Below are 20,290 nucleotides of genomic sequence, written 5' to 3' on the forward strand. Positions count from 1 at the left end.
AGCGGTGCTGGCAACGTTGACGCTAAAGCCTGCTTAGTCCAGCGCCCTGGTTGCGTTTGAATTGCCTGTATGATAGGGATGTTTATTCTGCGCAGTTGCTTGCCTGATTGGAGCACCCTCAGCCCGCCGCCGTCATAGAGGATTGGAGCACTAGAGACCCGTATGTTGAGCCAAGACGACCTGCTGTACTTCATTCACATCCCCAAAACTGCTGGCACCACCCTCATCTCACTGCTGGATGCCAAGTTTGACGTGAATGAAATTTTCCCGGCTCAACTCTGGAAAGAATTGGCCAAAATTCCCCCGGATCAAATTGGCAAGTACCGCTTCTATCGAGGGCATTTTGGAGCCAATGGTCTCAAGTCCCTCCTGCCCAAGGAGCCTGTTTGCCTGACCATGCTGCGGCAGCCCATTCCCCTTGCTCTGTCTACCTATAAGTTTGTGCTGCGGGAGCCTGGCACCCGAGTCCATTCCTTGGCAAAATCTAGCCAGATGAGCTTTGCCGACTTCGTCAGCCATCCCAAAACCTGCACCCGGATTTCCAACAAACAAACCCGTAACCTGTCGTTTGATATCCACAGCGCTCCGCCCAACGATCCGGTCTTTCATTACAACGAGTCTCGCGATCGCGTCGATCAATGGCTGGAAAAATATCGCATCACCTACTCCGACAGCGAAAGCCTAGAGCGGGCTAAGCAAAAGCTAGATGACTGCGCCTTCTTTGGGCTCGTGGAACGCTTCAACGAATCCATGGCCTTGATGAGCTACACCTTTGGCTGGTCGCCCGTGGGCACCACCTCAAAGCTGCGAGAAGCTACTAGCAAGGCAGAAATCGACGCCCTGCCCACCGATGTGCGAGACATGCTGGAGGACTACAACGAGCTGGATACGCTGCTCTATAGCTATGCGGATGCGGCGTTTCAGGAACGCCTATCGGCCATGATTCAGCATCTGCACGACTTTGCCAAGCCTGGTGAACCGCGCCCCGAGACCTGGGACGAGGATCCAGAAACCATGCAAACTCTGCTCGATCGCCACTATACAGACTGCCAAAAACAGCGTCAGATTCCTCCCTCGGAGGTCATCCGGGTTGACTTTGCCCATGCCCTCAGCGGTTCTGGCTGGCACCATCGCGAAAAGGTGGCTGTTGATCAAACCTACTTCCGCTGGACGGGCCCCTCGACGACATCGACGCTGGATGTGCCCCTCTCTCAACAGGCTGATGTGCGCGTCACCTTTCGCATCATTAATGCAGTTGAATCCGGTATCATCGATAGCCTCAGCCTTAGCGTGAACGATACCCACGTGGCCCTGGCCTTGCTGGATGGAAAAGGAACCGTGGTGAGAACCTATCAGGCGGTTGTGCCCAAAGAACTGCTAGAGAGCGATCGCCCCTTCACCCGTTTCACCTTTCAAGTTGCCCAAACGCGATCGCCCCGTGACCAAGAAGCCTGGCAGTCGGATATGCGGCAGCTTGGGGTAGCGCTGCATTGGATGGATATTCACCCTGTCGAAATGACGGATGATCACCCCATACCTCCGCTGACCCAGTACAAAAACGTTGCCACGGTACGCGATCTAAAGCGTTTGCGCCATCGCCTCCGCCGCCGCGATCGCCTCAAGTATTTAATCAAAACCACCCCAGGATTGCGATCGCTCTATTCTGTTTATAAGCGAATGACAGCGCGGTAGAACCTGGTACTGCAAGACGGAAGAACGAAGATAGAAGAACGAAAAGAAATTCTAGGAAAAACAAGGTTTCCCGCCTTAGAGGACTAGTCAGCTTCCATGCCATCGACCTCTCCATAGAAGGCTCGGGCGGCTTCTCGATGGGTATTGAGATAAACTTGAATGTCTGCTAGATGATGGATAAGCCATTGGATATCGCTACAGCCCGAGAAGCCGTCATTGCCAAAGATGAGGACGGGTGTAGATGGGTCGCGTTGATGCTGTAAGGCTCTTCTTGCCAAGGCCTTGTCCGGCTCTGCTGTGATTAAAAACAGGTAGTGGTCTGTCCATGACGTCAGGATGGCATTGACAAAGCCGGAATTCAGTTTGAGGAGTGGTTTGATGCTGATCCAGAGGACGCGCTTGGACTGCATGAGCGGCAAGGCATCCAGTAGGTAGCGTGTCTCATCGCTAAGATTGTCTCCGGTAGGATCGTTGTCCTGTGAGCGGAGATAGTCCTCTAGTTCTGCCCTCAGTCCTGCTTCTTGAAGATAATCTTGCAGCGACGATGGAATAGAGTTGAAAAGCTGCTGTAGGGTCTGTGGTTCCCTCGGCGTAAACTCTTGATCTAGAGTCGATTTGGCGATAAATGCAGATTTAGATAATAAATCCGTAGGGGGAATCAGGGTGTCTTCTAAGTGGGCGGCGACGGCTTCTAGGGTGCTGTAGTTAGGCGCATCGGAAATGACAATCCATACAGGTTTGCCAGGCTGGATGTCGAGCTGTCGTTTTGATTCGTGAAAGTCGATGGCAGAAAACGAGCAAAGCAGTTGACTAGGCAGCGGGTGATTGAGCAGGGGCGATCGCTGCCGATGTCGGCGGTACTGCTCGACCTGGCTCATAAAGTCTACATAGTATTTATAGATAGGCAATAGACGACTCATTCTGCCGATGACCGTCGTTATCTGCTGCAATCCACTAAAGGCTAACTGTAGGGCAAATAGATAGATCAGTAAGTTAGACCAGCGGTGTTCGCCATAGGTTTGGCTGAAGGCAAAAAATGTAAATACGCTGATCAGGCAAACGGTGAAAAATAGCGTATTGATCAACCGCAGACGACTGGTGACTAGGTGTCGAGCATAGAATAAAAGCGATGCTTTCTGATACTCTGGAGACTCCAGCACCCGTTGGGTATGAGCCATTTTTTGTTCATAGGACGCATGGGTTTCGAGAACGTTATCTAAGCTCTGAGATACATTTTTCTGGGCAGGTCGATTGAGCTTAGAATAGTCGTCTTGCCGCTGCATGACCCAGTGATTCGCTTGATACAGTGGAATAAAGTAGATCAAGACGAGGGGAATCAGAAGGGCTGTTAGGTTAACACTGGTTGAGACTAAAAAGATGAGCGCCAGGATAAACTTTAGGGCAGGTAAAATCCCTCCTAATAAACCTTTGAGGGCGATCGCACTGGCGCGGCTGGTGCTCAACAAAAACTGCATGGCCTGGCTAGGCGGCCCGTCTAGCAGCTTTTGCCATCCTTGGTAGGCCGGATCGCTAGCCACCTCAAATAGTCGATAGACGGAACGTTTTTGATAGGCCACAACCAATCGAGCAATCAGCCAATCGGTTTGATATAAACAGACCGAGCTCATGATCCCTAGGCATAGGAGCGAGATGGCTGAGATAGCCAGCATATAAGGTGTTTCGAGCTGGATATCGATACCCAATACGGTCAGCGATTGCCCCGATTCTAGGTAGCGCACATAGAGAATAAAGCCACCAAAGACGGATGCAGCACTGGTGACGCCGATCCAATTCAGCACCACCACCCCAAAAATCCGCAGCTTGAAATAGTGCCAGCAGTCTAAGACAAGCCAGCCTACTCGAAAAAAGTAGGTTGCCAGCAGTTTCCGTGTCAATGCAAATTTATGAATAGTCAAGGTCGTTTATTGAAATGGAGCAAGGTATAGACCCATGAAGGCTGAGAGGTTGAAAAGCAGGTATGTGTCTAGCCAGACCCAAGCCCTCGGTGACGGGTTCCTGCTTCGGTGGTTGATCGGGATGCGCATGACGGCTCTAGATTGGCCCCGCTAGCCCTTGACGCCACTGCCAGCATCTGTGGGCACAATGTAGCGCTGCATGATCACAAACAAGGCCAAAATCGGGGCGATGGAAATCACAGAGCCAGCGGCGATCAAGCGCCAGTCGAGGGAGAAGGCACCGGCTAGTTTGGCAACGCCTAGGGGCAGGGTGTAGTATTCGGGGCGATCGAGGATGATCAGGGGCCAGAGGAAATCGCTCCAGGAGCCAATAAAGACGAAGATTGCCAGGGTGACCAGGGCAGGGCGCACGGCGGGCAGCATGATGTGCCACCAGATGCCCAGATCAGAGCAACCATCCACCCGAGCCGCTTCTTCCAGCTCCTTGGGGACACCCAGAAAGGCCTGCCGCAGCAGGAAAATGCCGAAGGCAGAGGCGATCGCTGGAAAGATCAAACCCAGATAGGTGTTGCGTAGCCCAAGCTGCACGGTGAGGATATAGAGGGGAATCATCACGATCTGAAAGGGAATCAGAATAGTGGCCACGATCGCTGCGAAGGTGGCATCCCGTCCAGGAAAGTCGAGCCGCGCTAAGGGATAGGCGGCAAGGGAACAGAAGAGGAGGTTGAGGGTCACCGTGAGCACAGCAACGATGACGCTGTTTTTCAGATATTGCCCAAAGGGGTTACTGTTCCACACCGTCACAAAGTTTTGCAGGGTGAACTCTTGGGGAATGAACTGGGGCGGAAATTGGAAAATATCTTCCGTGGGTGACTTAAACGCGGTGCTAACCAGCCACAGCAGGGGCAGCAGCATGGCAAGGGCGATCGCTCCTAGGACGACATAGGTCCAGGTATAGCGCCAGAAGGGTGGGTTGGAGGTGGCCATGGGCAAATCCCTAAAACTCAGCATTGAGGGGCGATCGCGGAAAGGGAATGACGTCGCGAATGTTGGCCATGCCAGTCATAAACTGCACTAGCCGTTCAAATCCGAGGCCAAAGCCCGCATGTTCTACGGTGCCATAGCGGCGCAGATCCCGATACCACCAAAGGTCTTCCAAGGGCATTCCCTGGGCTTGGATGCGTTGTTCTAGGATATCGAGCCGTTCTTCCCGCTGGGAGCCGCCGATAATTTCACCGATGCCCGGTGCCAAAACGTCCATGGCCCGCACGGTTTTGCCATCATCGCTGAGGCGCATGTAGAAGGCTTTGATCTCAACGGGGTAGTCGGTGACGATCACCGGACGTTTGAACAACTCTTCGGCCAGGTAGCGCTCATGTTCCGACTGTAGGTCTAGCCCCCAGGAAACCGGATACTCGAAGGTGCGATCGCTTTTTTCTAGGAGGGCGATCGCCTCTGTATAGGTAATCCGTTCAAACTGGCTGTTGATAATTGCATCCGCATTGGACAGCACCGTATCGCTAATCCGTTGATTGAAGAACTCCATATCTTCAAGACATTGGTCTAGCACCCGCTGGAAGAGATATTTGAGGAACTGCTCCGCCAAATCCATATTGCCATCCAGGTTGCAGAATGCCATCTCCGGCTCCACCATCCAAAACTCGGCGAGGTGGCGGGAGGTGTTGGAATTTTCGGCGCGGAAGGTGGGGCCAAAGGTGTAGACATTGCTAAACGCCATGGCCATGATCTCGGCTTCCAATTGCCCGCTGACGGTGAGGTAGGCAGGGCGACCAAAGAAGTCTTGGCCATAGTCCACGTCGCCGCTTTTGGTTTTGGGAACGTTCTGCAGATCTAGATTGGTCACCGCAAACAGTTCCCCCGCCCCTTCACAGTCGCTGGCGGTAATCAACGGCGTATGCACCCACATGAAGCCGCGCTCTTGGAAAAATTGGTGGATGGCGTTGGCGCAGGCGTTGCGCACCCGGAAGACGGCCCCGAGGGTGTTGGTGCGCGATCGCAAATGACCGATGGTGCGCAGAAATTCAAAGGAATGGCGCTTCTTTTGCAATGGATAGGTTTCCGGATCGGCACCGCCATGGACGGTGATGGTTTGCCCCTGCATTTCGATGCGCTGTCCCTTGCCCAAGGAGGCGACCAGTTGCCCGCTGACCTCCACCGCCGCGCCGGTATTAATCTGGGCAATGATGTCGGCGTAGCTGGGCAGGTCTTTATTGAGCACCACCTGCAGCCCAGTGAGGGAGGAGCCGTCGTTGACGTCCACAAAGGTAAAGTCTTTGAGTTCACGCTTGGTGCGCACCCAGCCCCGAATGGTGACGGCATCATCGGGCTGGCCGGTTCGAAGGATTTCAACAATACGGCGAAGGGTCATGGCTGCAACGGGTATGGGTTCTACAGTCTTACTGTCCGGCGGTGAGTTGCAAAAACCGGATCGTGTAGTAACTAGCGTAAGGCTTTTTGAATCGTCCGGGGACGTTGCCTGCATCTCTGGGTGGGTGGCTGACCCATCGTTTCCCACCAGGGGAGAAGGGGAGCAAGAAAGGTGCAGGTGTTTTCAAAGCCCCTCTACCGACCTGGGAGAGGGGTTTGGGGTGAGGGTCTTTGAGGCAGCATCCAAGCCTGATGAGACGGTGCGTTACGGCTTCGCCTAAACCCCTACGACTGAAGCTCTGGTCTGAACCCAAGGCGAATCCTAGGACGGAGGGCTAGATGCCAGGCGATCGCTCCCGACTGGGCGAGGGCTGTTCTGGCGGTCGGTCGTCATAGGCACCGGGCCAGGGGCCGATAGGTTCTAGGGGTAGGGTTTCGGTGCAGTGGGTTTGCTGATACTGCTTGAAACCGCGAGCTTCGTAGTTTTTCAGCGCATAGGGGCCATCTAGGGAACAGGTGTGTACCCAAACGCGATCGCCCCCCATGTCCCAAGCTTTTTGAATGCCCGTGCTCAGCAAATGTTTGCCAATGCCCTGCCCGAGAAAGGGTTTGAGTAAGCCAAAGTAGGCCAGTTCCACGCTGTTGCGCTGCTGCGGCTGGTGGTGCAGTTCTACATACCCCGCAGGCGTGCCCCGCAGGTAGGCCACCCAGGTTTGCACGGTGGGCTGCTGGAGATAGGCTTGCCAGTGGGCATAGCTCCAGGGGAGGCGATCGCGCCAATGCCAATCACCGCCGACGCTGGCGTAGAGAAAGCGGCTGAGTTCAGGACAGGGGAGTTCGGCTTGGATGACGGTGAGCTCAGGGCGATCGCTCCAGGCGGGACGAAACTCATCGGGGCTAAGTAGTTCTAAATACCAAGTGGTGACGTCAACGCGGTGAGATATGGTGCGGTGAGATTCGTTGGCCATCGATGCTCCTGAGGGGTGGATGGAGCTAGCCAGCGATCGCCTTTAGCAGCCAGCCGATGACAATCCCGATGCCACCAAACCGCACGGCTTGCCAAAAGGGTTCGCTCAAACTGCTCCAGGTAAAGAGATCACTTTCTAGCGCCAGCTTCAGGTCATCAAGCTGCTGGGCGATATGGCTGAGTTCGTCCTTGAGGTCTGGGGTGCGATCGCCCTTGGGAATGCGGCGGATATCATCAATCCGGTTGCGTAGTTCGTCTCGGCGCTGGCGATCGCGCTGCACCTGGGCATAGCGATCTTTGAGCTTGTGCAGGGCAGTCTCAACCTCAGCGAGGGATTCATCAAAGGATGGTGCCGACGAGGGCTCTGGAGAAGATGGCATCTGAAAACCCTATACCCCTAGATGAAGAACCTGCAAACGCATAGCCGCAATCCTATCAAAATCCTTCACCGTCCTCCAACCCTATGGCCTAGCGATTGCTTGGAGAGAATGTCACACTAAAGAAGCTGTTGACCTCTATCCGGATCCAGTTGGGTCTGACGATTGCACCATGGTACATCCATCCCAACCCCTGATTGCTGAAACGCTGAAAACAGCCAAAAGTGAAGCTCTGGCAGACTGGTCTACCCTCGAATTGGCCCAAGCCCTAGCAGAACGGTTAGCGATCGCGCCCCATGACTGGCATCGCCTCAAGGGACATCGTCCTTCCCGTGCTAAGGCAGAACTGGCTAGCGCTATGGTTTACCTACTGAGCGATCGCCCTGAAGAAGCCCTTGCCCACCTGCAGCAGGCCAGCGGCTGGCTGGATCGATCCATTTCCGCGCCACCCTGTCCTAGCCACGGTAACCATTAAGCTTCCTCTTGCTGACCGTCTTCCTCAGATTTTTGCTGAGCAAACCAACCTGCCTTCAGGCTCATTTCAACCTGCGTCATGGAGGGGTTGGCCTGGGTGGCGGCGCTGCTGCTGTGGGATAAATTGGCGGCTTGGTGGCAGAGCAATGTCAAGGCGCAGGAACAGACGGCCAATAGGCAAAGATCTAAGTTACGGTGCGAGATCACCTGGGGAGAGGCGATCGCTGCGGCGCGCACCATCGGCAGATTGGGCTGAGAATCGTAAGGTTTTAGCACAGTTGATGAGGGGTGAATCAGTGAACAGTGGGTGGATGTCGGGGGGCTGACGTCCCGAGGGATCGGGGTTCCCAACCATCCGGGGCAATGTCCTGGTGTCGTCTAGATAGGCTTGGTGCCTGTAGAACCGGTGTGTCTAGAACCATGCAGGTCTAGGTCGATCCGCTTGATCCCAGACTCTGGATACCCGATCCTCAAGCCCAGACTATCTATCTCTAGAGTTAGGATGCCCAGGTTAGATTTCCATCCTGACATGCCACCGCCAAGTCTACCTTGACTTGTGGATCGACGGGTCAGTTCCATGTGCCACCGCCCCATCTGGATCCAAGCCGTACCAGCAGGGCAGGAAGTAGGAGGCGATCGCATCATCCACATCCCAGAATTCAGCGTAGCAATCACTAGAACAGTACAAGGCGACAAAAATCATCAGCACGTCTTGAAACGGTAGGGCGCTGGTGCGGGCTAGGTCATGGGTGTAGAGCTGGTTGAGGGCATTTTGTAGATACAGCAGGTTGCTGACCACCTGGGTGAACATCCCCGTTTCGCCGGTGAGGGTGGGCAAATAGTGGCGGTTATATTCATCCAGAAAAATGTGGTAGAGACGGGCGATCGCCACCTTGAGGCTCGTCTGCTCTTCTAGACCGGGGGGATACTCAGCCGACCACTCTGCCCACAGCTCCGTTTCCAAGGGCGATGCTTCCAGCGCCGATAGATGGATAGACAGCAGGGGTTGCAAAACCCGCAAAAACAAAAAGTCGATGTCGGCTAATCCTAAGTCCAGCTTGGTGGGCAGGGTTTTGAACACCGAGGAACTGGGCAGGCGATCGCTGAAGTGGGGATGATCCCAAATGAACTTAAATTCCGCCACGTCGGCAACCATTTCCCCCAGCAGATGGGTGAACACGAGACCCAGCCGCTGCTGCACTTCTCCGTGGAAAAATAGGCGGGCCCGGCTTTCATCAAGAATTACCCCGTGGTCATCTAGGCGAAAAAGCTCCCGGCAGGTGATCGGCCCTTCGGGGGTGTAGGCGGTTTCCCCCGCCCGCAGCGGTTCGTCACAGTCGGCCAAGATGCTGTAGTCGCTTTCAAACTGGGTGAGCAACGATTGCCAATAATGTCCCCAAATATCATGCACCAGAAACGCTTCAGCCTTCTGGGTGGGAATGATGCTAATGGAGCGCAGCAGGCATTGGATCAGGCGACTGGTGGGGATGTTGAGGGTGGCGGCTAGGCGATCGCACCAAGGGTGATCCAGATCCTGAGGACTGCAGGCTCCGAAAATGGGGAAGCGGTTGAACCGTTCGAAGCTAAAGGGGCTAATCCTGGCTAGAAATTGGGCGATCGCGGCTTGCTGGCTGGTCGGCAGGGAGACCCAAAGCGTTTCATCGCTCAGCCGCTGGTCACCATAATCCACGCAGAAATAAATCTGGGACGGTGTGTATAAACAATGGAGGGCACCCATCGGCAGGGGCACGGCACCAAACAGATGCTGGAAAAGCTTCAGGGTCGCAGCCCCAGGCGGTTGCGATGCGTTGGCTAATCCTACGCTGTCGAGGACGGCCGCCATGATGCGCTGTTGTTCGGCAACCTGGCGATCCACCGCGGCCACGACCTCTTGCAACTCTGCTGCCATGGCGGCGGGAAGCTGAAAATGGTTTACCCAGCGGGCGATCGCTGCCTCGCCTTGCCAATCTACCGGTACGGGGGTGGGTTGATAATGCTGCAGGGTGAAGGAGTCCAGCGTGCCGCGCCAATCTTGCCCCCCCAGTTGGTGATAGCGGGATACCAGCACCAGCGATCGCACAAAGGCCTGCCGCACGGCCAGGGGAATGGTGTCCATGGGGAGGCGATCGCCCTGGATGGGATGGGCGTAGGCTTGGAGCTGGGTTTGCAGCGATCGCAGCCGCTCTTGACGACGCTGAGTGGCGGCATCGGAATCGCTAGCCGATTGCAGGAGCGTGCGGGAAAGCTGGAGCGCTTCTGACAAGAGTTGTCGGCAATTCTCCGGAGGCATCGGTGCAGGCATAATCGTTACCTTATGGGAAGGAATACTGGTCAACCATGACGAAGCTAGGGGCACAACAACGGTTTCTGTGCCATGGAAGCAGCGTTGCTATGTCTCCAACACTACAAAAAACTGCCTCACCTTTCTGGAATCCTCCGTAATTTCTTTGAATGTGTCATTAATTACATTCTTCTGCGACGCCCGACAGCTCCACCTCAACGCCCCTAATGAGCTGCTGTCGAGTTGACGTCCTATGCCGTTTTATCCTGAAGGTCACCATGTCACCATTGTCTTCTAGGTTTCAGTATTCTTCGTACTCCCACCGATCAAACACCGCCTCACTCCAATCGTCGGATCTAACATCGGTGGATGCAAAAGCCTTCCAAAATCCTATCCAACGGATGCTTGGGCGCGCCGGTGTTGAAACATCTGCTCGTGAATCTGGCCCCGCCGTTTGGTCTCGTATTCTGTCGTCCCGCAGCCGTTCTTTCAGACCTGGCCGCGCAGCTATCCAACCGAGTGATGCGCTCCAGGGGGTTCTTAGACCCACCGATGCCCTCAACCCCAAACGACGCAACCGCTACTCCGATGACTATGTGCTGTCCGGCCTCAACGAGGGCGATCGCATTCGTATTACGCTCACCTCCAACCGCTTTGATCCATTTCTGCAGGTGATTGATGCCACCAACGGCAAGGTGCTTCGGCAGAATGATGACATTAGTCAAACGAACACCAACTCCCGCATTAATTTAGTGGCTGAAGCTGGGGTCGAGTATCGCATTCGAGTGACCAGCTATGCTCAATTCGAAACCGGAGCCTACAACCTTGCTACCCGCGCTCTGTCGCTGGCCCCCTCCAATCCGTCTGATCCGTCTAACCCCGGCACCATCAACAACTTCAACTTTTCCTATGGCTATGGGCTAGTTGACGCTGCTGCTGCTGTCGCCTCAGCGGCGGGTCGAGCTCCCTTTGCAAGTGCTCCACCGTTGGGCGGCAGTGCTTGGGGGCTAGATATGCTTAACGCTCCTGCTGCTTGGAACCAAGGCCATACCGGTCAAGATATCGTTGTTGCGGTGTTGGATACCGGCGTGGACTACAACCATGTTGATCTGCGCGGCAATATCTGGCAAAATCCTGGCGAAATTGCCGGAAACGGCATTGATGATGATGGTAACGGCTACGTGGATGATGTGCAGGGCTGGAAGTTTGTCGATAGCGACAGCAACAACCCGATGGATTTTGAAGGGCATGGCACCCATGTCGCCGGAATTATTGCTGGTCTAAACAATGGTGTGGGGGTTACGGGTGTGGCCCACAATGCCAAAATCATGCCCGTGAAGGTGATTGATGGTCGGGATGACGGCTCCTATCGCCTGTTTGACCGCAACGTAGCTGATGGCATTCGCTACGCGGTCGATAACGGTGCTCATGTTGTGAACCTGAGCCTAGGCAACTATATCGGTGATCCAGACATGACCCGCACTCGCGCAGCCCTGTCCTATGCCCGCGATGCGGGTGTGGTGGTGGTGATGGCATCGGGGAATGAACGCCAAGAGGGGGCACGCCGACCGATTCAGCCCGCCTATTATGCCTTGGATGATCTGGGGATTGCAGTGGGTGCGGTGAACTCGTCTCGGCGGGTTGCCAACTTCTCAAATCCAGCCGGTAACGTGCCCCTAGATTTTGTAGTCGCTCCAGGGGTCAACATTCGCTCAACCGTGCTCCGCAATCGCTATGAAAGCTACAGCGGTACATCGATGGCATCGCCATTTGTGGCTGGAGTAGCCGCGTTGATGATGGGCGCTAATCCCAACCTATCGCCAGCACAGGTAGAGGAAATTCTCAAGGCTACCGCCGTGATTCAAGGCGTGCAGGCCTAGCCCTAAGAGGTATACCTCTGCCCAAGATCAACAACATCTCAGTGCTAGTAGGGCGGGCAATGCCCACCCTACTTTGATTGTGGTATTTGCTTAAAGCATGGGTGAGGCTATTCGTAGTCAGTAGCCGCCTTTAGAATCTACTCCTCCTTCACAAAGGTTTTAAAGGCTAACCTTTAAAATGGTTGACTATGTTAGCACTAAGGTGCTAAGGTATTTTTGTAAGGTAATCTTCCTGTGATAGGAGAAAAAACAACATGAATACAAAAGACTCCTTGTGGCTAGTCGACTACATTGAACTTGATCCTCTCATTAAGACATATAATTCAGACAAAACAGCTAAAATGCTGTTCGATATGACTGCTAAGCGAGAAAGGTTTCGTAAAAGAATTTCTCTAAAGAGTATTCGTGACTCTCTATTTCAAACTTATAGATGCAATGCTAACGTTAATGAGGTTAAGCAGTGGTTTAAGAAGTTACAAGACTGTGACTGCGGTGTTTGGAACGATAAGGAAGAAGCCTTTGAAATCAAGTATCCGCTGCATGAGGTTTGTCAACTGGTAGTAGAGCTCACACTCTAAAGCTGTTAACTTTAAAGGTTAGTTGATATTGATTTTGGTTCATTAAAGTTTAATAGATGATGTGGCGGGCAGGAGGCTTGTCCTGTGCCCGTCACAGTCATTTCTATCTGTCACCGATCTTTGACAATGATTTTAGAACCAAGTATTTCATGAGAAAAAGAGTCCAAAATCATCCCGCAAACAGAAATCATGGCTATCAATGATTTAAGACCTCTAGAAAGATTAAGAAGGCTCTATTCTTCTGGAGTTGTAGCTGCTACCGTAATCTATTTTCTGCGAAACCGAGATGCTACTGGTTGCGAGGTGAATGTAGATGACTTACAAGAGAAATTGCAACAAGAGAATAGCGAGATTTCTAGACAAGAAGTGATTGATGTGTTGAAAAAGCTTCAGGAACTAGGGCTTGGCAGATTTTGGACTGGTCGTCGAGGGAAGCCGTCACGTTTTCAGCCCTATGGCAGCTTTTCAAGTCTTGGCAGTATTGTTTTGGATGAGTCTTCAAATAATTCTATAGAAGATGAAATACCTATCTCTTCATCTCTTGATGTCAAAACTCAAGAGAGTAGTAATGAGATGGGATGTGACCACATCAATCACTCCTATGTATTGCGCCCAGACTATAAAGTAGAGTTTGAGTTGCCGTCTGATTTGAATACTATTGAGGCTGAGCGCCTGGCAGCTTACATTAAGACTCTTCCTTTTGATAAGGCATAGCATTCTACAAGCAACCCCCGTCTTCTAGAACAAGCCGGGGGCTAGCGATCGTGGTGCTGGGGTGTTAGATAAAAGGCGAAATATCTTCACCACAGTCATCGGCTAAAAAGGATAGAGCCCGAAACCGTAGTCCCACCAACTGCTCATAGAGTGGATTGAGCTTGCAGAGGGGTGGAATGTGGACAATCTTGCGGCCAAAGACCTTGACATCCCGCTCAAAGGGACATTGGGGCGGAATCATTTTGCAGAGAAATCGCGCCACACTAGGGTCATGAATATCGAGCTGATCGAGCCAATCTTGGACAGGGCGCAGGGGTTTTAGACCTGGCTTGATGGGGGGGCGAGTCAGAGACGTAGCGGCTCCAGCCTCAACGGAAGTGAAGGTAGGGGCTGGGGCTTCTAGGGTAAGGCGTAGCGATTTCAACATATCGTCTGATAAACCCAACTCGTGACAAAATTCGTGAAGGAGGGCATCTTCGGGGGGCGAGTAGACCCCGTCGGCGATCGCCACCATCACGGCGGTCCTCAGGAAATTTTCAGCAAGGTTCTTGTCGGCACCGAGAGTATTTGCCAGATCTACCGCAGAGATAGGTTCGAGGGTGGTGAGATTAGCATCAGGGGCTATCTCATCTTGGGTGAGGCTGGCAATCATGTCCTTTTCGTGTTCGTCAAAGTCGCCATCGGCCCAAGCTACGCTGAGTAGACCTCGTAACCAAACCGTGACTTGTTCACGACTGAAGGACGCTTGAACTGCGCTCGTCATATCGTTCCTCTCTTGCGTCTAGGAATTGGATTTCGCTCCGATTCTAACGTTGATACAAAACTCGCTGACTGAAACAACAGCTTTCCATCAACTTCTCGGCGATCGCTCCCTGGATCTAGCAATTAGAGACTGACTTTATCGATCCGTGGTGTCTGAAACTGTGTTCCAGACTACGAATGCTGTGCCAGTGCTAGTGTGCCAGTTACGTTCTTAACCTAGCTTCACTGTCAGATCCATCGCCTCCGGGAAACTATGGGCATTTCTCGATCAGGATCGGCATGGGATGGTAGTTCTACGGCCCGCCAACCTAGGCTAAATGGTCTAAACAGTCGCGCAGAATGGCTTGGGTGGCGGCACCGGTTTTTTCCCAGCTAAAGAGCTGGGCCCGGGCCAAACCGGCCTGGCGTAGCTGCGATCGCGTTTGGTCATCGCTCACCATGGTCTGCATGGCCTGGGCGATCGCTCTTGTATCGTAGGGATCCACCAACAGCGCCGCATCGCCAGCCACCTCGGGCAGGGACGACAGGTTGGAGGTAATCACCGGTGTTCCGCAGGCCATGGCTTCTAGGACGGGTAAGCCAAACCCCTCCCAGAGGCTGGGAAAAACCAGGGCGAGCGCTTGGTTCAGCAAAATCGGCAGGTGATCGTAGGGCACATAGTCGAGCCAGCGCAGGCGATCGCCCACCCCCAGATCCTCGGCCTGCTGCTGTAGGGCTGGCTGGTAGCGGTCATCTGGGCTACCGGCAATCCACAGCTCACAGGCAAGCGATCGCGGCATTGCGCCTAAAGCCGCCACTACTCGCCCTAGGTTTTTGTAGGGATCATAGCGGCCGATGTAGAGGAAGTAGGGCTGAGTTGGTAGGTCGAGGAAGCGGAAATGATCGGTATCACAGGCCAGGGGAATGGGGGTGAGGCGCTGGGCGGGGATCGAAAAGCGATCGCATACATCCCGAGCAGTGGTGTGGGAGTTGCACACAATATGCTGGGCCTGGCGCAGCACGGCGGGTACGTAGTGGCGGAAGTAGGGCGTGAGGGGCGACCAGCGCTTGGGAAATCGGAGGGGAATCAGGTCGTGAACCGTAACCACATAGCGACATTGGGCGAATAAAGGCGCTTCGGGTACCGGCGTGAACAAAAGGGGTGCGTTGCTTTGGCGATAGATTTCCAAGAGGCGGGTTTGAGTCCAGACTAAGCGGCGGGCATGACCTCGGGATCCTTGGTCAGGGGTCATGGTGGGCGGCACTTGGGGATGGGCGTCATGGGGAGCGATCGCTTCCGGGGTGAGCACAATGGGCTGCAGGTTGCTCAAGTGGGGCACGACGTTGCGGGTGTAGATGCTAAGCCCTGTGGGACGCTTGGAAACAAAAGAGGCGTTGACAACGATCTGAGACATCTGGATGATTCCGATTCCAACTCCATCGTGGGGACTAGGCAGGTAGGCCGATGTTGAAGACTCAAGTATCCGGCAATCTCTACCCATGGGATCTGGAGAATTCCTAGATCTTGTGTCAAGATGTAAACAATTGTGAACTTTGTTGAAGTTAAGGCTGCTTGTCCTTGACAGTAAGTTCGCAACAGTCTGTCCGGTTTCTCTGGGCAGAGTGGGTAATAGACGCGTGCATTGCGCTGCGACCACCTATGTTGTAATCGAGGAACCCCCCATGAACACGAACATTGCACCCAACACCACACCGTCCGGGTTGCCCCCGAGTGTACAGGGAATTGAGTTTTTAGAGAAAGTGCAGCGGCGCGCCCGCCTAGAAGATCTCTATGATGCCCGAGATATATCCGAGGTGGTCTTCCGCACCCTGCGCGACATGATGCCCAACGAAGTGGTCGATCGCGTCACCGAAGAGCTACAGACGATCACGCCTGCAACCATGGGTGAGTCTGGAGTGGCGATCGCTGACCTCTGGCAAGATACCAACCTGCTGGTACGTTGGCTGAGCCGCGTGCGTGCTCCCCTAGACATTTCTCCCGATAGCTTTGTCTTTCGCATTAGCCAAGAAGCCGGTCTGTCCCAGGGCATTGCCCCCGAGGATGCGATCGCGGCGGTCTTCACCACCCTGAAGGAATGCTTATCTCCTGAACGAGTGCGGGAAGTCGATAATTATCTGCCCAGCACCCTACGTCAGCTTTGGCGTCAGGTCTAGGTAGAGTTACCTCAGCCCCAGTGGCTTAAGCTTTAAATAAGTAAATGCCACATTATGGCATGGCCCTAGGTTTTTGGAGATCATCCAAGATCCTAGGGCTATTTTGATGTTGCTAGGGAGAGCGCCTCAGGCAATCTTCTACCCATAAACTGGTCTTGACAAAACCTTGAGTTGCCTTAACGTAGAGGTAACAATCCTCCCCTTGCCTTTCACAGAAGCGCACTAGGTGAGTTTTGACGTTTTTGGAAAATCAATCTATACTCATGCTTTTACATGACGCTGACTGAATAGGCACGAATGGCTTTATCTACAGTTGCAATCGTCAAACCATTTTGCAAGGCTTGACAGATAAGCATTCTGTCAAATGGATCGCGATGTAACGGTGGCAGTTTAGCCAGTTGAGTCACACTACTTTCATCAAGAGGAAGGCTGGCAATTTGATGGCGATCACGCTGTTCGGGTAAGTACGTTGCAGGATGTTCCGGCAGTGGTAGCTTGCTTAATTGGTATTTGACAATTGCTTCCCAAACTGAAATTGCGCTCAGATAGACCTCATTGTCTGGATCACGAATTGCATCCCGAACATCCATGGACAACTGACTATCACCACTGATAAACCACAGGAATATGTGTGTATCGAGCAGGATTTTCATGTGCCCTCAAATACACTCAAAATCTCTTCTGGCAAAGGTGCATCAAAATCGTCGGGGACAGTGAACTTGCCAGCACATAAGCCAAAGGGTCGTAGCTGCTTACTGCTCGACGAGATGGGTCTCAGTTCAGCGATCGCCTTCTCTGCTTGAACGATGATAAAAGTTTCACCTTCTTCTACTTGACGCATGTACTTTGAAGGGTCGCGTAGAAGTTCATCAACGGTAACACTCAACATCAATAGAGCCTCAACGTAGGTTCAAGGGAGAATCGTCTGCCTTTCACTATGATAGATGATGAATCGTATGCTCCCAGGTTGGGAAAGTCTTAAGTCCTGGTTTCTGATAAAACGTATCGCTCCCGCAAGCATCAAGTTTAGCAAGAGCGATCGCCCTCCACGCCACTCAGGGCTAGGTGGAAGAATAGAGGGAGAAGGTTAAGCGATCGCCTCAAGTAATTTCTTCGTGCCTAATGAGACGTTAACGGTTGTTTCTAGAATGCACTGATCTCTGACGCATTATGAGAAAGAGCGATCGCCCTTCAATACGTCAAAGATAAGATGAACACGCCAGTCGCTGGATTCATTATAGGCTTCGTGGGCTGCCTTGTTGTTGAACCACCACAGTTCTCCTTCCTGCATACGCACCCACTCATCTCCCGCACCAAGGACACTTCCTGCCTCGCTCCTTAAAACAAGATGGTAGCGATCGCGTACCCGGTAATAGTCCCCATGGTCAATATGGCGATAGACTCGACCATAGGGAGCTAATCGCACCACCGTCACTCGCCCTAGTTCGCCACCGATAGATGCGGCAAAATTCTCTGTCCATCCTAATATCTTCGGAAAGTGCTTGGCCATGGCAGTGCAGCGGCTCTCATGGACGTCGTTGCTGTTGGTTGCACCAGGAGGGAGCGGTTTGACGGCACTACGTAGATAAATAGAGTTGGTTTCACGCTGCACGTTCACATGGTCTTGACGGCTCGTGTCGCGGAGCCAGTAGTGGGCATTGGCATCAAGTTCAACGAGAAGTGGGCGTAGATCAACGGTGGCATCGAGCAACTGGAACTGCTGTAAGTGCGATCGCGCTTCACCTTCAGCAATAGTTCTTGGGGTTTCTTGGGGGGTGTCCATCGATGGAGATCTGCCCGATATCTTATCCTGAACGGTAATCTGGACAGAATCTCTAAGACTATTCCAGTACTCTGATGTGTCGTCGATTAACCTAGGAGTGGTAGCTTGGGAAAAGGTGGGGCATTGCATCAGTTTTAGCAATGCCATCAGGCAGTGCTGCACGTTATCGACCCGAATTACATTGTCGTATACCGTTGTGCGGATGCCACCATGTACGAAGGACGGCTTCGATATATAAAACAGATCGATTTCATCTCGAAATTGCAGTTGACGAATACTCCGCAACCCTCGCCAGATAGACTGTTGATAGCATTGAGCTCGGTGAATATCTTGGGTTTGAACCGCGAGATGGTAGGCATCTACTAGACCTTCTAAGTAGACCCCTGTTGATGACGCATGGGGTGGCCCATACTCAGGATGCTTAGGATTATGGAATCGCCCCTGCACATCGGCATAGCGCACCCCATCCCATTGCTGCATGGGTAAGAGCCAGTCGTTCATCTCCATGATGCAGTCAAGGAACTGGCGATCGCCCGTTTCTTGATAGAGCAGAGCATAGGCTTGGGTGTGCCAGGGAATAAAGGCCGGGTTGCGGTGCTGCCGATGCCAGGCTCGATAGTAGTGAAAGCTGGTGTAACACCGCTCTAGTAAATCGGCGTCATGGGTACGCTGATACAGGGATGCCCAAAACAGCAGGGCTTCTCCAGGGTAAAAGTTTTGATTATCGTTGCGATCGCTGGGTTTATAAAAGGTGCGAAATGATCCATCAGGTTGCCAAAGATGTTCGATCGTATGGCAGAGCGATGAGAAGATGTCAGTATAGAGAGAGGGTATGGTTAGAGATGGGCTTCCTTTCTCTTCTGTGTCGCCAGATTCCAAAATGGCTAGGGCAGCCAGAGCGATCGCCCCCAATTTCACCTTGCCGTCATATTCTACGAGTCCCAACGTTTCTTCAGCATGATAAAACTGCTTGAGGTTGTAATTGAGATTATGGCGCGCTAGCGCCCAATGCGTGTCTTGTTGGGTAAAGCGCGCATAGCGGATCAGACACAGCGTCGCCATGAATTGACGGATCAGGTTATTGGCTGCAGATTCGTCGCCTCGACTGGGAAAGTATTTATAGACCATGCGACCATCCATCTGCACCTGTCGCACCATCCATTGCCCCATGCAGCGGGTCATATCTGCCAAGACATCACCGCTTAGGGTTTCTAGGGGAACGATGCGGTTGCCTCGATGCAGGGTTGTGACCATCACTTGGGGTGTCAGGCGAATCAGAAGCTGGCGGGCTTCGAATGCCTGAATCAGTCCGCCTTTGCGAATGAAGGTCTGATCTGAAATAGACTCCTGATCGAGCACCTGTTGAAATGCTTTCTGGAAGCTGAGGTTAGCCGCAATCATGCGAGTGGGGCTGTAGCGGTAGACGCGATCCTGATACTGCACTTCGATGCCGCGAATGCCGCGATGGATATTGGCAAACACCCGATCAAACTCTGCGATCGCTACCCATCGATAGTTATGGGTCAGACAGAGTTCAATCGTATCAATGCCAGATGTTTTGGCGTGATCTAGGGTATCAGTCTTGGAAGAATTGGAGGCGATTAAGGAGGCGATCGCCTGCTCCACAACGCCCTCGACCATCTGCTCTAGGTCGGTGTCATAACGCCAATAGGCCTGTTGCAACTGTCCACCTTTGCGGAGCCCTACATAGGTTGGCCCTAGGCAAGCAATGGGCTGTCCTAAATAAGGTTGCTCGGTAAGCACTGCCTGTATGAGGGTAGCGATCGCATCATGCTCAGCACTCACGACATTGTAGGATGCTGGCGTTTTAAGGACTGGCCTATCAAGATGAGGGCAATGATCTGAAGCTAAATAAGTCATGCGATCGCTCCTTTCACTGAGGTTACGGAATTAAGCCTGGATTCATGAAATCTTAATCGTCGTACCAGCCGTCACCATCGCCGTCACCGTCCCCATCACCGTCTCCGTCCCCATCACCGTCTCCATCTCCATCTCCATCTCCATCTCCATCTCCATCTCCATCCCCGTCCCCGTCCCTATCTCCACTACTGATGAGTCGTGTGGGTTCGGTCATAGCAGAATTGCTCTGAACCATGATGGTCTGGGTCTGATCCAGAGACGAAGCGTCTGCAACCGCCAGATCAACATTGCGATCGCTCTCCTCTACTGAGAGAGCAGCCTGTTCTAGGGCCCGTGCAGTTGCCACACTAGATAATGATGCCAACACTAGCAAGAGTAATAACCGTTGCATAACCATGTCTCCGCTTTTAGATTGTGAATGTCTGCCTGATCCCGCTTTTGCC

General features: G+C 53.1%; 19 protein-coding genes. 6 read left to right on the plus strand and 13 right to left on the minus strand.

Annotated features, from left to right (window positions below; translation table 11 throughout):
- Window positions 1-162 precede the first annotated feature (162 nt).
- The gene (locus JUJ53_RS20590; protein WP_204153912.1) at window positions 163-1,692 is read left to right on the plus strand and encodes a sulfotransferase family 2 domain-containing protein; all 1,530 of its coding nucleotides are present in this window, start codon (window positions 163-165) and stop codon (window positions 1,690-1,692) included.
- A gap of 83 nt (window positions 1,693-1,775) precedes the next feature.
- Here JUJ53_RS20590 and JUJ53_RS20595 read toward each other — a convergent pair whose 3' ends face one another.
- The 5 genes from JUJ53_RS20595 to JUJ53_RS20615 form a co-directional block, all read right to left on the minus strand.
- Window positions 1,776-3,587 carry a hypothetical protein gene (locus tag JUJ53_RS20595; protein WP_204153913.1) on the minus strand — a complete coding sequence of 604 codons (1,812 nt, stop codon included), beginning with the start codon at window positions 3,585-3,587 and terminating at the stop codon, window positions 1,776-1,778.
- Window positions 3,588-3,758: 171 nt separating this feature from the next.
- Window positions 3,759-4,595: a carbohydrate ABC transporter permease gene (locus JUJ53_RS20600; RefSeq protein ID WP_204153914.1), complete on the minus strand. Its 837-nt coding sequence runs from the start codon at window positions 4,593-4,595 to the stop codon at window positions 3,759-3,761.
- Window positions 4,596-4,605: 10 nt separating this feature from the next.
- The gene (asnS, locus tag JUJ53_RS20605) at window positions 4,606-5,997 is read right to left on the minus strand and encodes an asparagine--tRNA ligase (RefSeq protein WP_204153915.1); all 1,392 of its coding nucleotides are present in this window, start codon (window positions 5,995-5,997) and stop codon (window positions 4,606-4,608) included.
- Window positions 5,998-6,331: 334 nt separating this feature from the next.
- Window positions 6,332-6,964 (minus strand): GNAT family N-acetyltransferase, encoded by a 633-nt coding sequence (locus JUJ53_RS20610; protein WP_204153916.1) that lies wholly within the window; start codon window positions 6,962-6,964, stop codon window positions 6,332-6,334.
- A gap of 25 nt (window positions 6,965-6,989) precedes the next feature.
- On the minus strand, window positions 6,990-7,343 hold the full coding sequence (locus tag JUJ53_RS20615; RefSeq protein WP_204153917.1) for a DUF2203 domain-containing protein: 354 nt from the start codon (window positions 7,341-7,343) through the stop codon (window positions 6,990-6,992).
- Window positions 7,344-7,512: 169 nt separating this feature from the next.
- On the opposite strand from JUJ53_RS20615, the gene JUJ53_RS20620 reads away from it, so the two are divergent.
- The gene (locus JUJ53_RS20620) at window positions 7,513-7,815 is read left to right on the plus strand and encodes a DUF6439 family protein (RefSeq protein WP_239125248.1); all 303 of its coding nucleotides are present in this window, start codon (window positions 7,513-7,515) and stop codon (window positions 7,813-7,815) included.
- Here JUJ53_RS20620 and JUJ53_RS20625 read toward each other — a convergent pair.
- Entirely contained in the window at window positions 7,812-8,090 is a 279-nt protein-coding gene (locus JUJ53_RS20625; RefSeq protein ID WP_204153918.1) for a hypothetical protein, read from the minus strand. The two genes, JUJ53_RS20620 and JUJ53_RS20625, sit on opposite strands and share 4 nt — an antisense overlap.
- 268 nt (window positions 8,091-8,358) lie before the next feature.
- Complete coding sequence (locus tag JUJ53_RS20630) at window positions 8,359-10,116, minus strand: hypothetical protein (RefSeq protein WP_204153919.1); 1,758 nt, start codon at window positions 10,114-10,116, stop codon at window positions 8,359-8,361.
- Window positions 10,117-10,460: 344 nt separating this feature from the next.
- Between JUJ53_RS20630 and JUJ53_RS20635 the strand changes: the two genes are divergently transcribed.
- The 3 genes from JUJ53_RS20635 to JUJ53_RS20645 all read left to right on the plus strand — a co-directional run bounded on the left by JUJ53_RS20635 (window position 10,461) and on the right by JUJ53_RS20645 (window position 13,267).
- Window positions 10,461-11,975 carry a S8 family peptidase gene (locus tag JUJ53_RS20635; protein WP_204153920.1) on the plus strand — a complete coding sequence of 505 codons (1,515 nt, stop codon included), beginning with the start codon at window positions 10,461-10,463 and terminating at the stop codon, window positions 11,973-11,975.
- A gap of 254 nt (window positions 11,976-12,229) precedes the next feature.
- Window positions 12,230-12,553 carry a hypothetical protein gene (locus JUJ53_RS20640; protein ID WP_204153921.1) on the plus strand — a complete coding sequence of 108 codons (324 nt, stop codon included), beginning with the start codon at window positions 12,230-12,232 and terminating at the stop codon, window positions 12,551-12,553.
- Between the two features lie 189 nt (window positions 12,554-12,742).
- Entirely contained in the window at window positions 12,743-13,267 is a 525-nt protein-coding gene (locus JUJ53_RS20645) for a hypothetical protein (protein WP_204153922.1), read from the plus strand.
- 64 nt (window positions 13,268-13,331) lie between these two features.
- On the opposite strand, the gene JUJ53_RS20650 is transcribed toward JUJ53_RS20645, so the two are convergent.
- Window positions 13,332-14,030: a Mo-dependent nitrogenase C-terminal domain-containing protein gene (locus JUJ53_RS20650; protein WP_204153923.1), complete on the minus strand. Its 699-nt coding sequence runs from the start codon at window positions 14,028-14,030 to the stop codon at window positions 13,332-13,334.
- 307 nt (window positions 14,031-14,337) lie between these two features.
- Window positions 14,338-15,423, minus strand: a complete 1,086-nt coding sequence (locus JUJ53_RS20655; RefSeq protein ID WP_204153924.1) for a glycosyltransferase family 1 protein — start codon at window positions 15,421-15,423, stop codon at window positions 14,338-14,340.
- Window positions 15,424-15,691: 268 nt separating this feature from the next.
- Between JUJ53_RS20655 and JUJ53_RS20660 the strand changes: the two genes are divergently transcribed.
- Window positions 15,692-16,183, plus strand: coding sequence for a DUF2267 domain-containing protein (locus JUJ53_RS20660; RefSeq protein WP_204153925.1), 492 nt, complete (start codon window positions 15,692-15,694; stop codon window positions 16,181-16,183).
- Window positions 16,184-16,452: 269 nt separating this feature from the next.
- Here JUJ53_RS20660 and JUJ53_RS20665 read toward each other — a convergent pair whose 3' ends face one another.
- The 4 genes from JUJ53_RS20665 to JUJ53_RS20680 form a co-directional block, all read right to left on the minus strand.
- Window positions 16,453-16,836, minus strand: coding sequence for a type II toxin-antitoxin system VapC family toxin (locus JUJ53_RS20665; RefSeq protein WP_204153926.1), 384 nt, complete (start codon window positions 16,834-16,836; stop codon window positions 16,453-16,455).
- Window positions 16,833-17,072, minus strand: coding sequence for a type II toxin-antitoxin system Phd/YefM family antitoxin (locus JUJ53_RS20670; protein WP_204153927.1), 240 nt, complete (start codon window positions 17,070-17,072; stop codon window positions 16,833-16,835). The genes JUJ53_RS20665 and JUJ53_RS20670 overlap by 4 nt, the downstream gene beginning before the upstream one ends.
- Window positions 17,073-17,351: 279 nt before the next feature.
- Window positions 17,352-19,772 (minus strand): aspartyl/asparaginyl beta-hydroxylase domain-containing protein, encoded by a 2,421-nt coding sequence (locus JUJ53_RS25630; RefSeq protein ID WP_204153928.1) that lies wholly within the window; start codon window positions 19,770-19,772, stop codon window positions 17,352-17,354.
- A gap of 127 nt (window positions 19,773-19,899) precedes the next feature.
- Window positions 19,900-20,238: a hypothetical protein gene (locus JUJ53_RS20680; protein ID WP_204153929.1), complete on the minus strand. Its 339-nt coding sequence runs from the start codon at window positions 20,236-20,238 to the stop codon at window positions 19,900-19,902.
- Between the last annotated feature and the right edge of the window lie 52 nt (window positions 20,239-20,290).

It is taken from the genome of Leptolyngbya sp. CCY15150 (genome assembly GCF_016888135.1).
Lineage (GTDB): Bacteria > Cyanobacteriota > Cyanobacteriia > RECH01 > RECH01 > RECH01.

Coding starts and splice junctions, on each gene's coding strand:
- JUJ53_RS20670 (WP_204153927.1), bottom strand. CDS start 17,072: ATGTTGAGTGTTACCGTTGATGAACTTCTACGCGACCCTTCAAAGTAC.
- JUJ53_RS20620 (WP_239125248.1), top strand. CDS start 7,513: ATGGTACATCCATCCCAACCCCTGATTGCTGAAACGCTGAAAACAGCC.
- JUJ53_RS20645 (WP_204153922.1), top strand. CDS start 12,743: ATGGCTATCAATGATTTAAGACCTCTAGAAAGATTAAGAAGGCTCTAT.
- JUJ53_RS20630 (WP_204153919.1), bottom strand. CDS start 10,116: ATGCCTGCACCGATGCCTCCGGAGAATTGCCGACAACTCTTGTCAGAA.
- JUJ53_RS20650 (WP_204153923.1), bottom strand. CDS start 14,030: ATGACGAGCGCAGTTCAAGCGTCCTTCAGTCGTGAACAAGTCACGGTT.
- JUJ53_RS20600 (WP_204153914.1), bottom strand. CDS start 4,595: ATGGCCACCTCCAACCCACCCTTCTGGCGCTATACCTGGACCTATGTC.
- JUJ53_RS20640 (WP_204153921.1), top strand. CDS start 12,230: ATGAATACAAAAGACTCCTTGTGGCTAGTCGACTACATTGAACTTGAT.
- JUJ53_RS20665 (WP_204153926.1), bottom strand. CDS start 16,836: ATGAAAATCCTGCTCGATACACACATATTCCTGTGGTTTATCAGTGGT.
- asnS (WP_204153915.1), bottom strand. CDS start 5,997: ATGACCCTTCGCCGTATTGTTGAAATCCTTCGAACCGGCCAGCCCGAT.
- JUJ53_RS20680 (WP_204153929.1), bottom strand. CDS start 20,238: ATGCAACGGTTATTACTCTTGCTAGTGTTGGCATCATTATCTAGTGTG.
- JUJ53_RS20615 (WP_204153917.1), bottom strand. CDS start 7,343: ATGCCATCTTCTCCAGAGCCCTCGTCGGCACCATCCTTTGATGAATCC.
- JUJ53_RS20610 (WP_204153916.1), bottom strand. CDS start 6,964: ATGGCCAACGAATCTCACCGCACCATATCTCACCGCGTTGACGTCACC.
- JUJ53_RS20660 (WP_204153925.1), top strand. CDS start 15,692: ATGAACACGAACATTGCACCCAACACCACACCGTCCGGGTTGCCCCCG.
- JUJ53_RS20590 (WP_204153912.1), top strand. CDS start 163: ATGTTGAGCCAAGACGACCTGCTGTACTTCATTCACATCCCCAAAACT.
- JUJ53_RS20655 (WP_204153924.1), bottom strand. CDS start 15,423: ATGTCTCAGATCGTTGTCAACGCCTCTTTTGTTTCCAAGCGTCCCACA.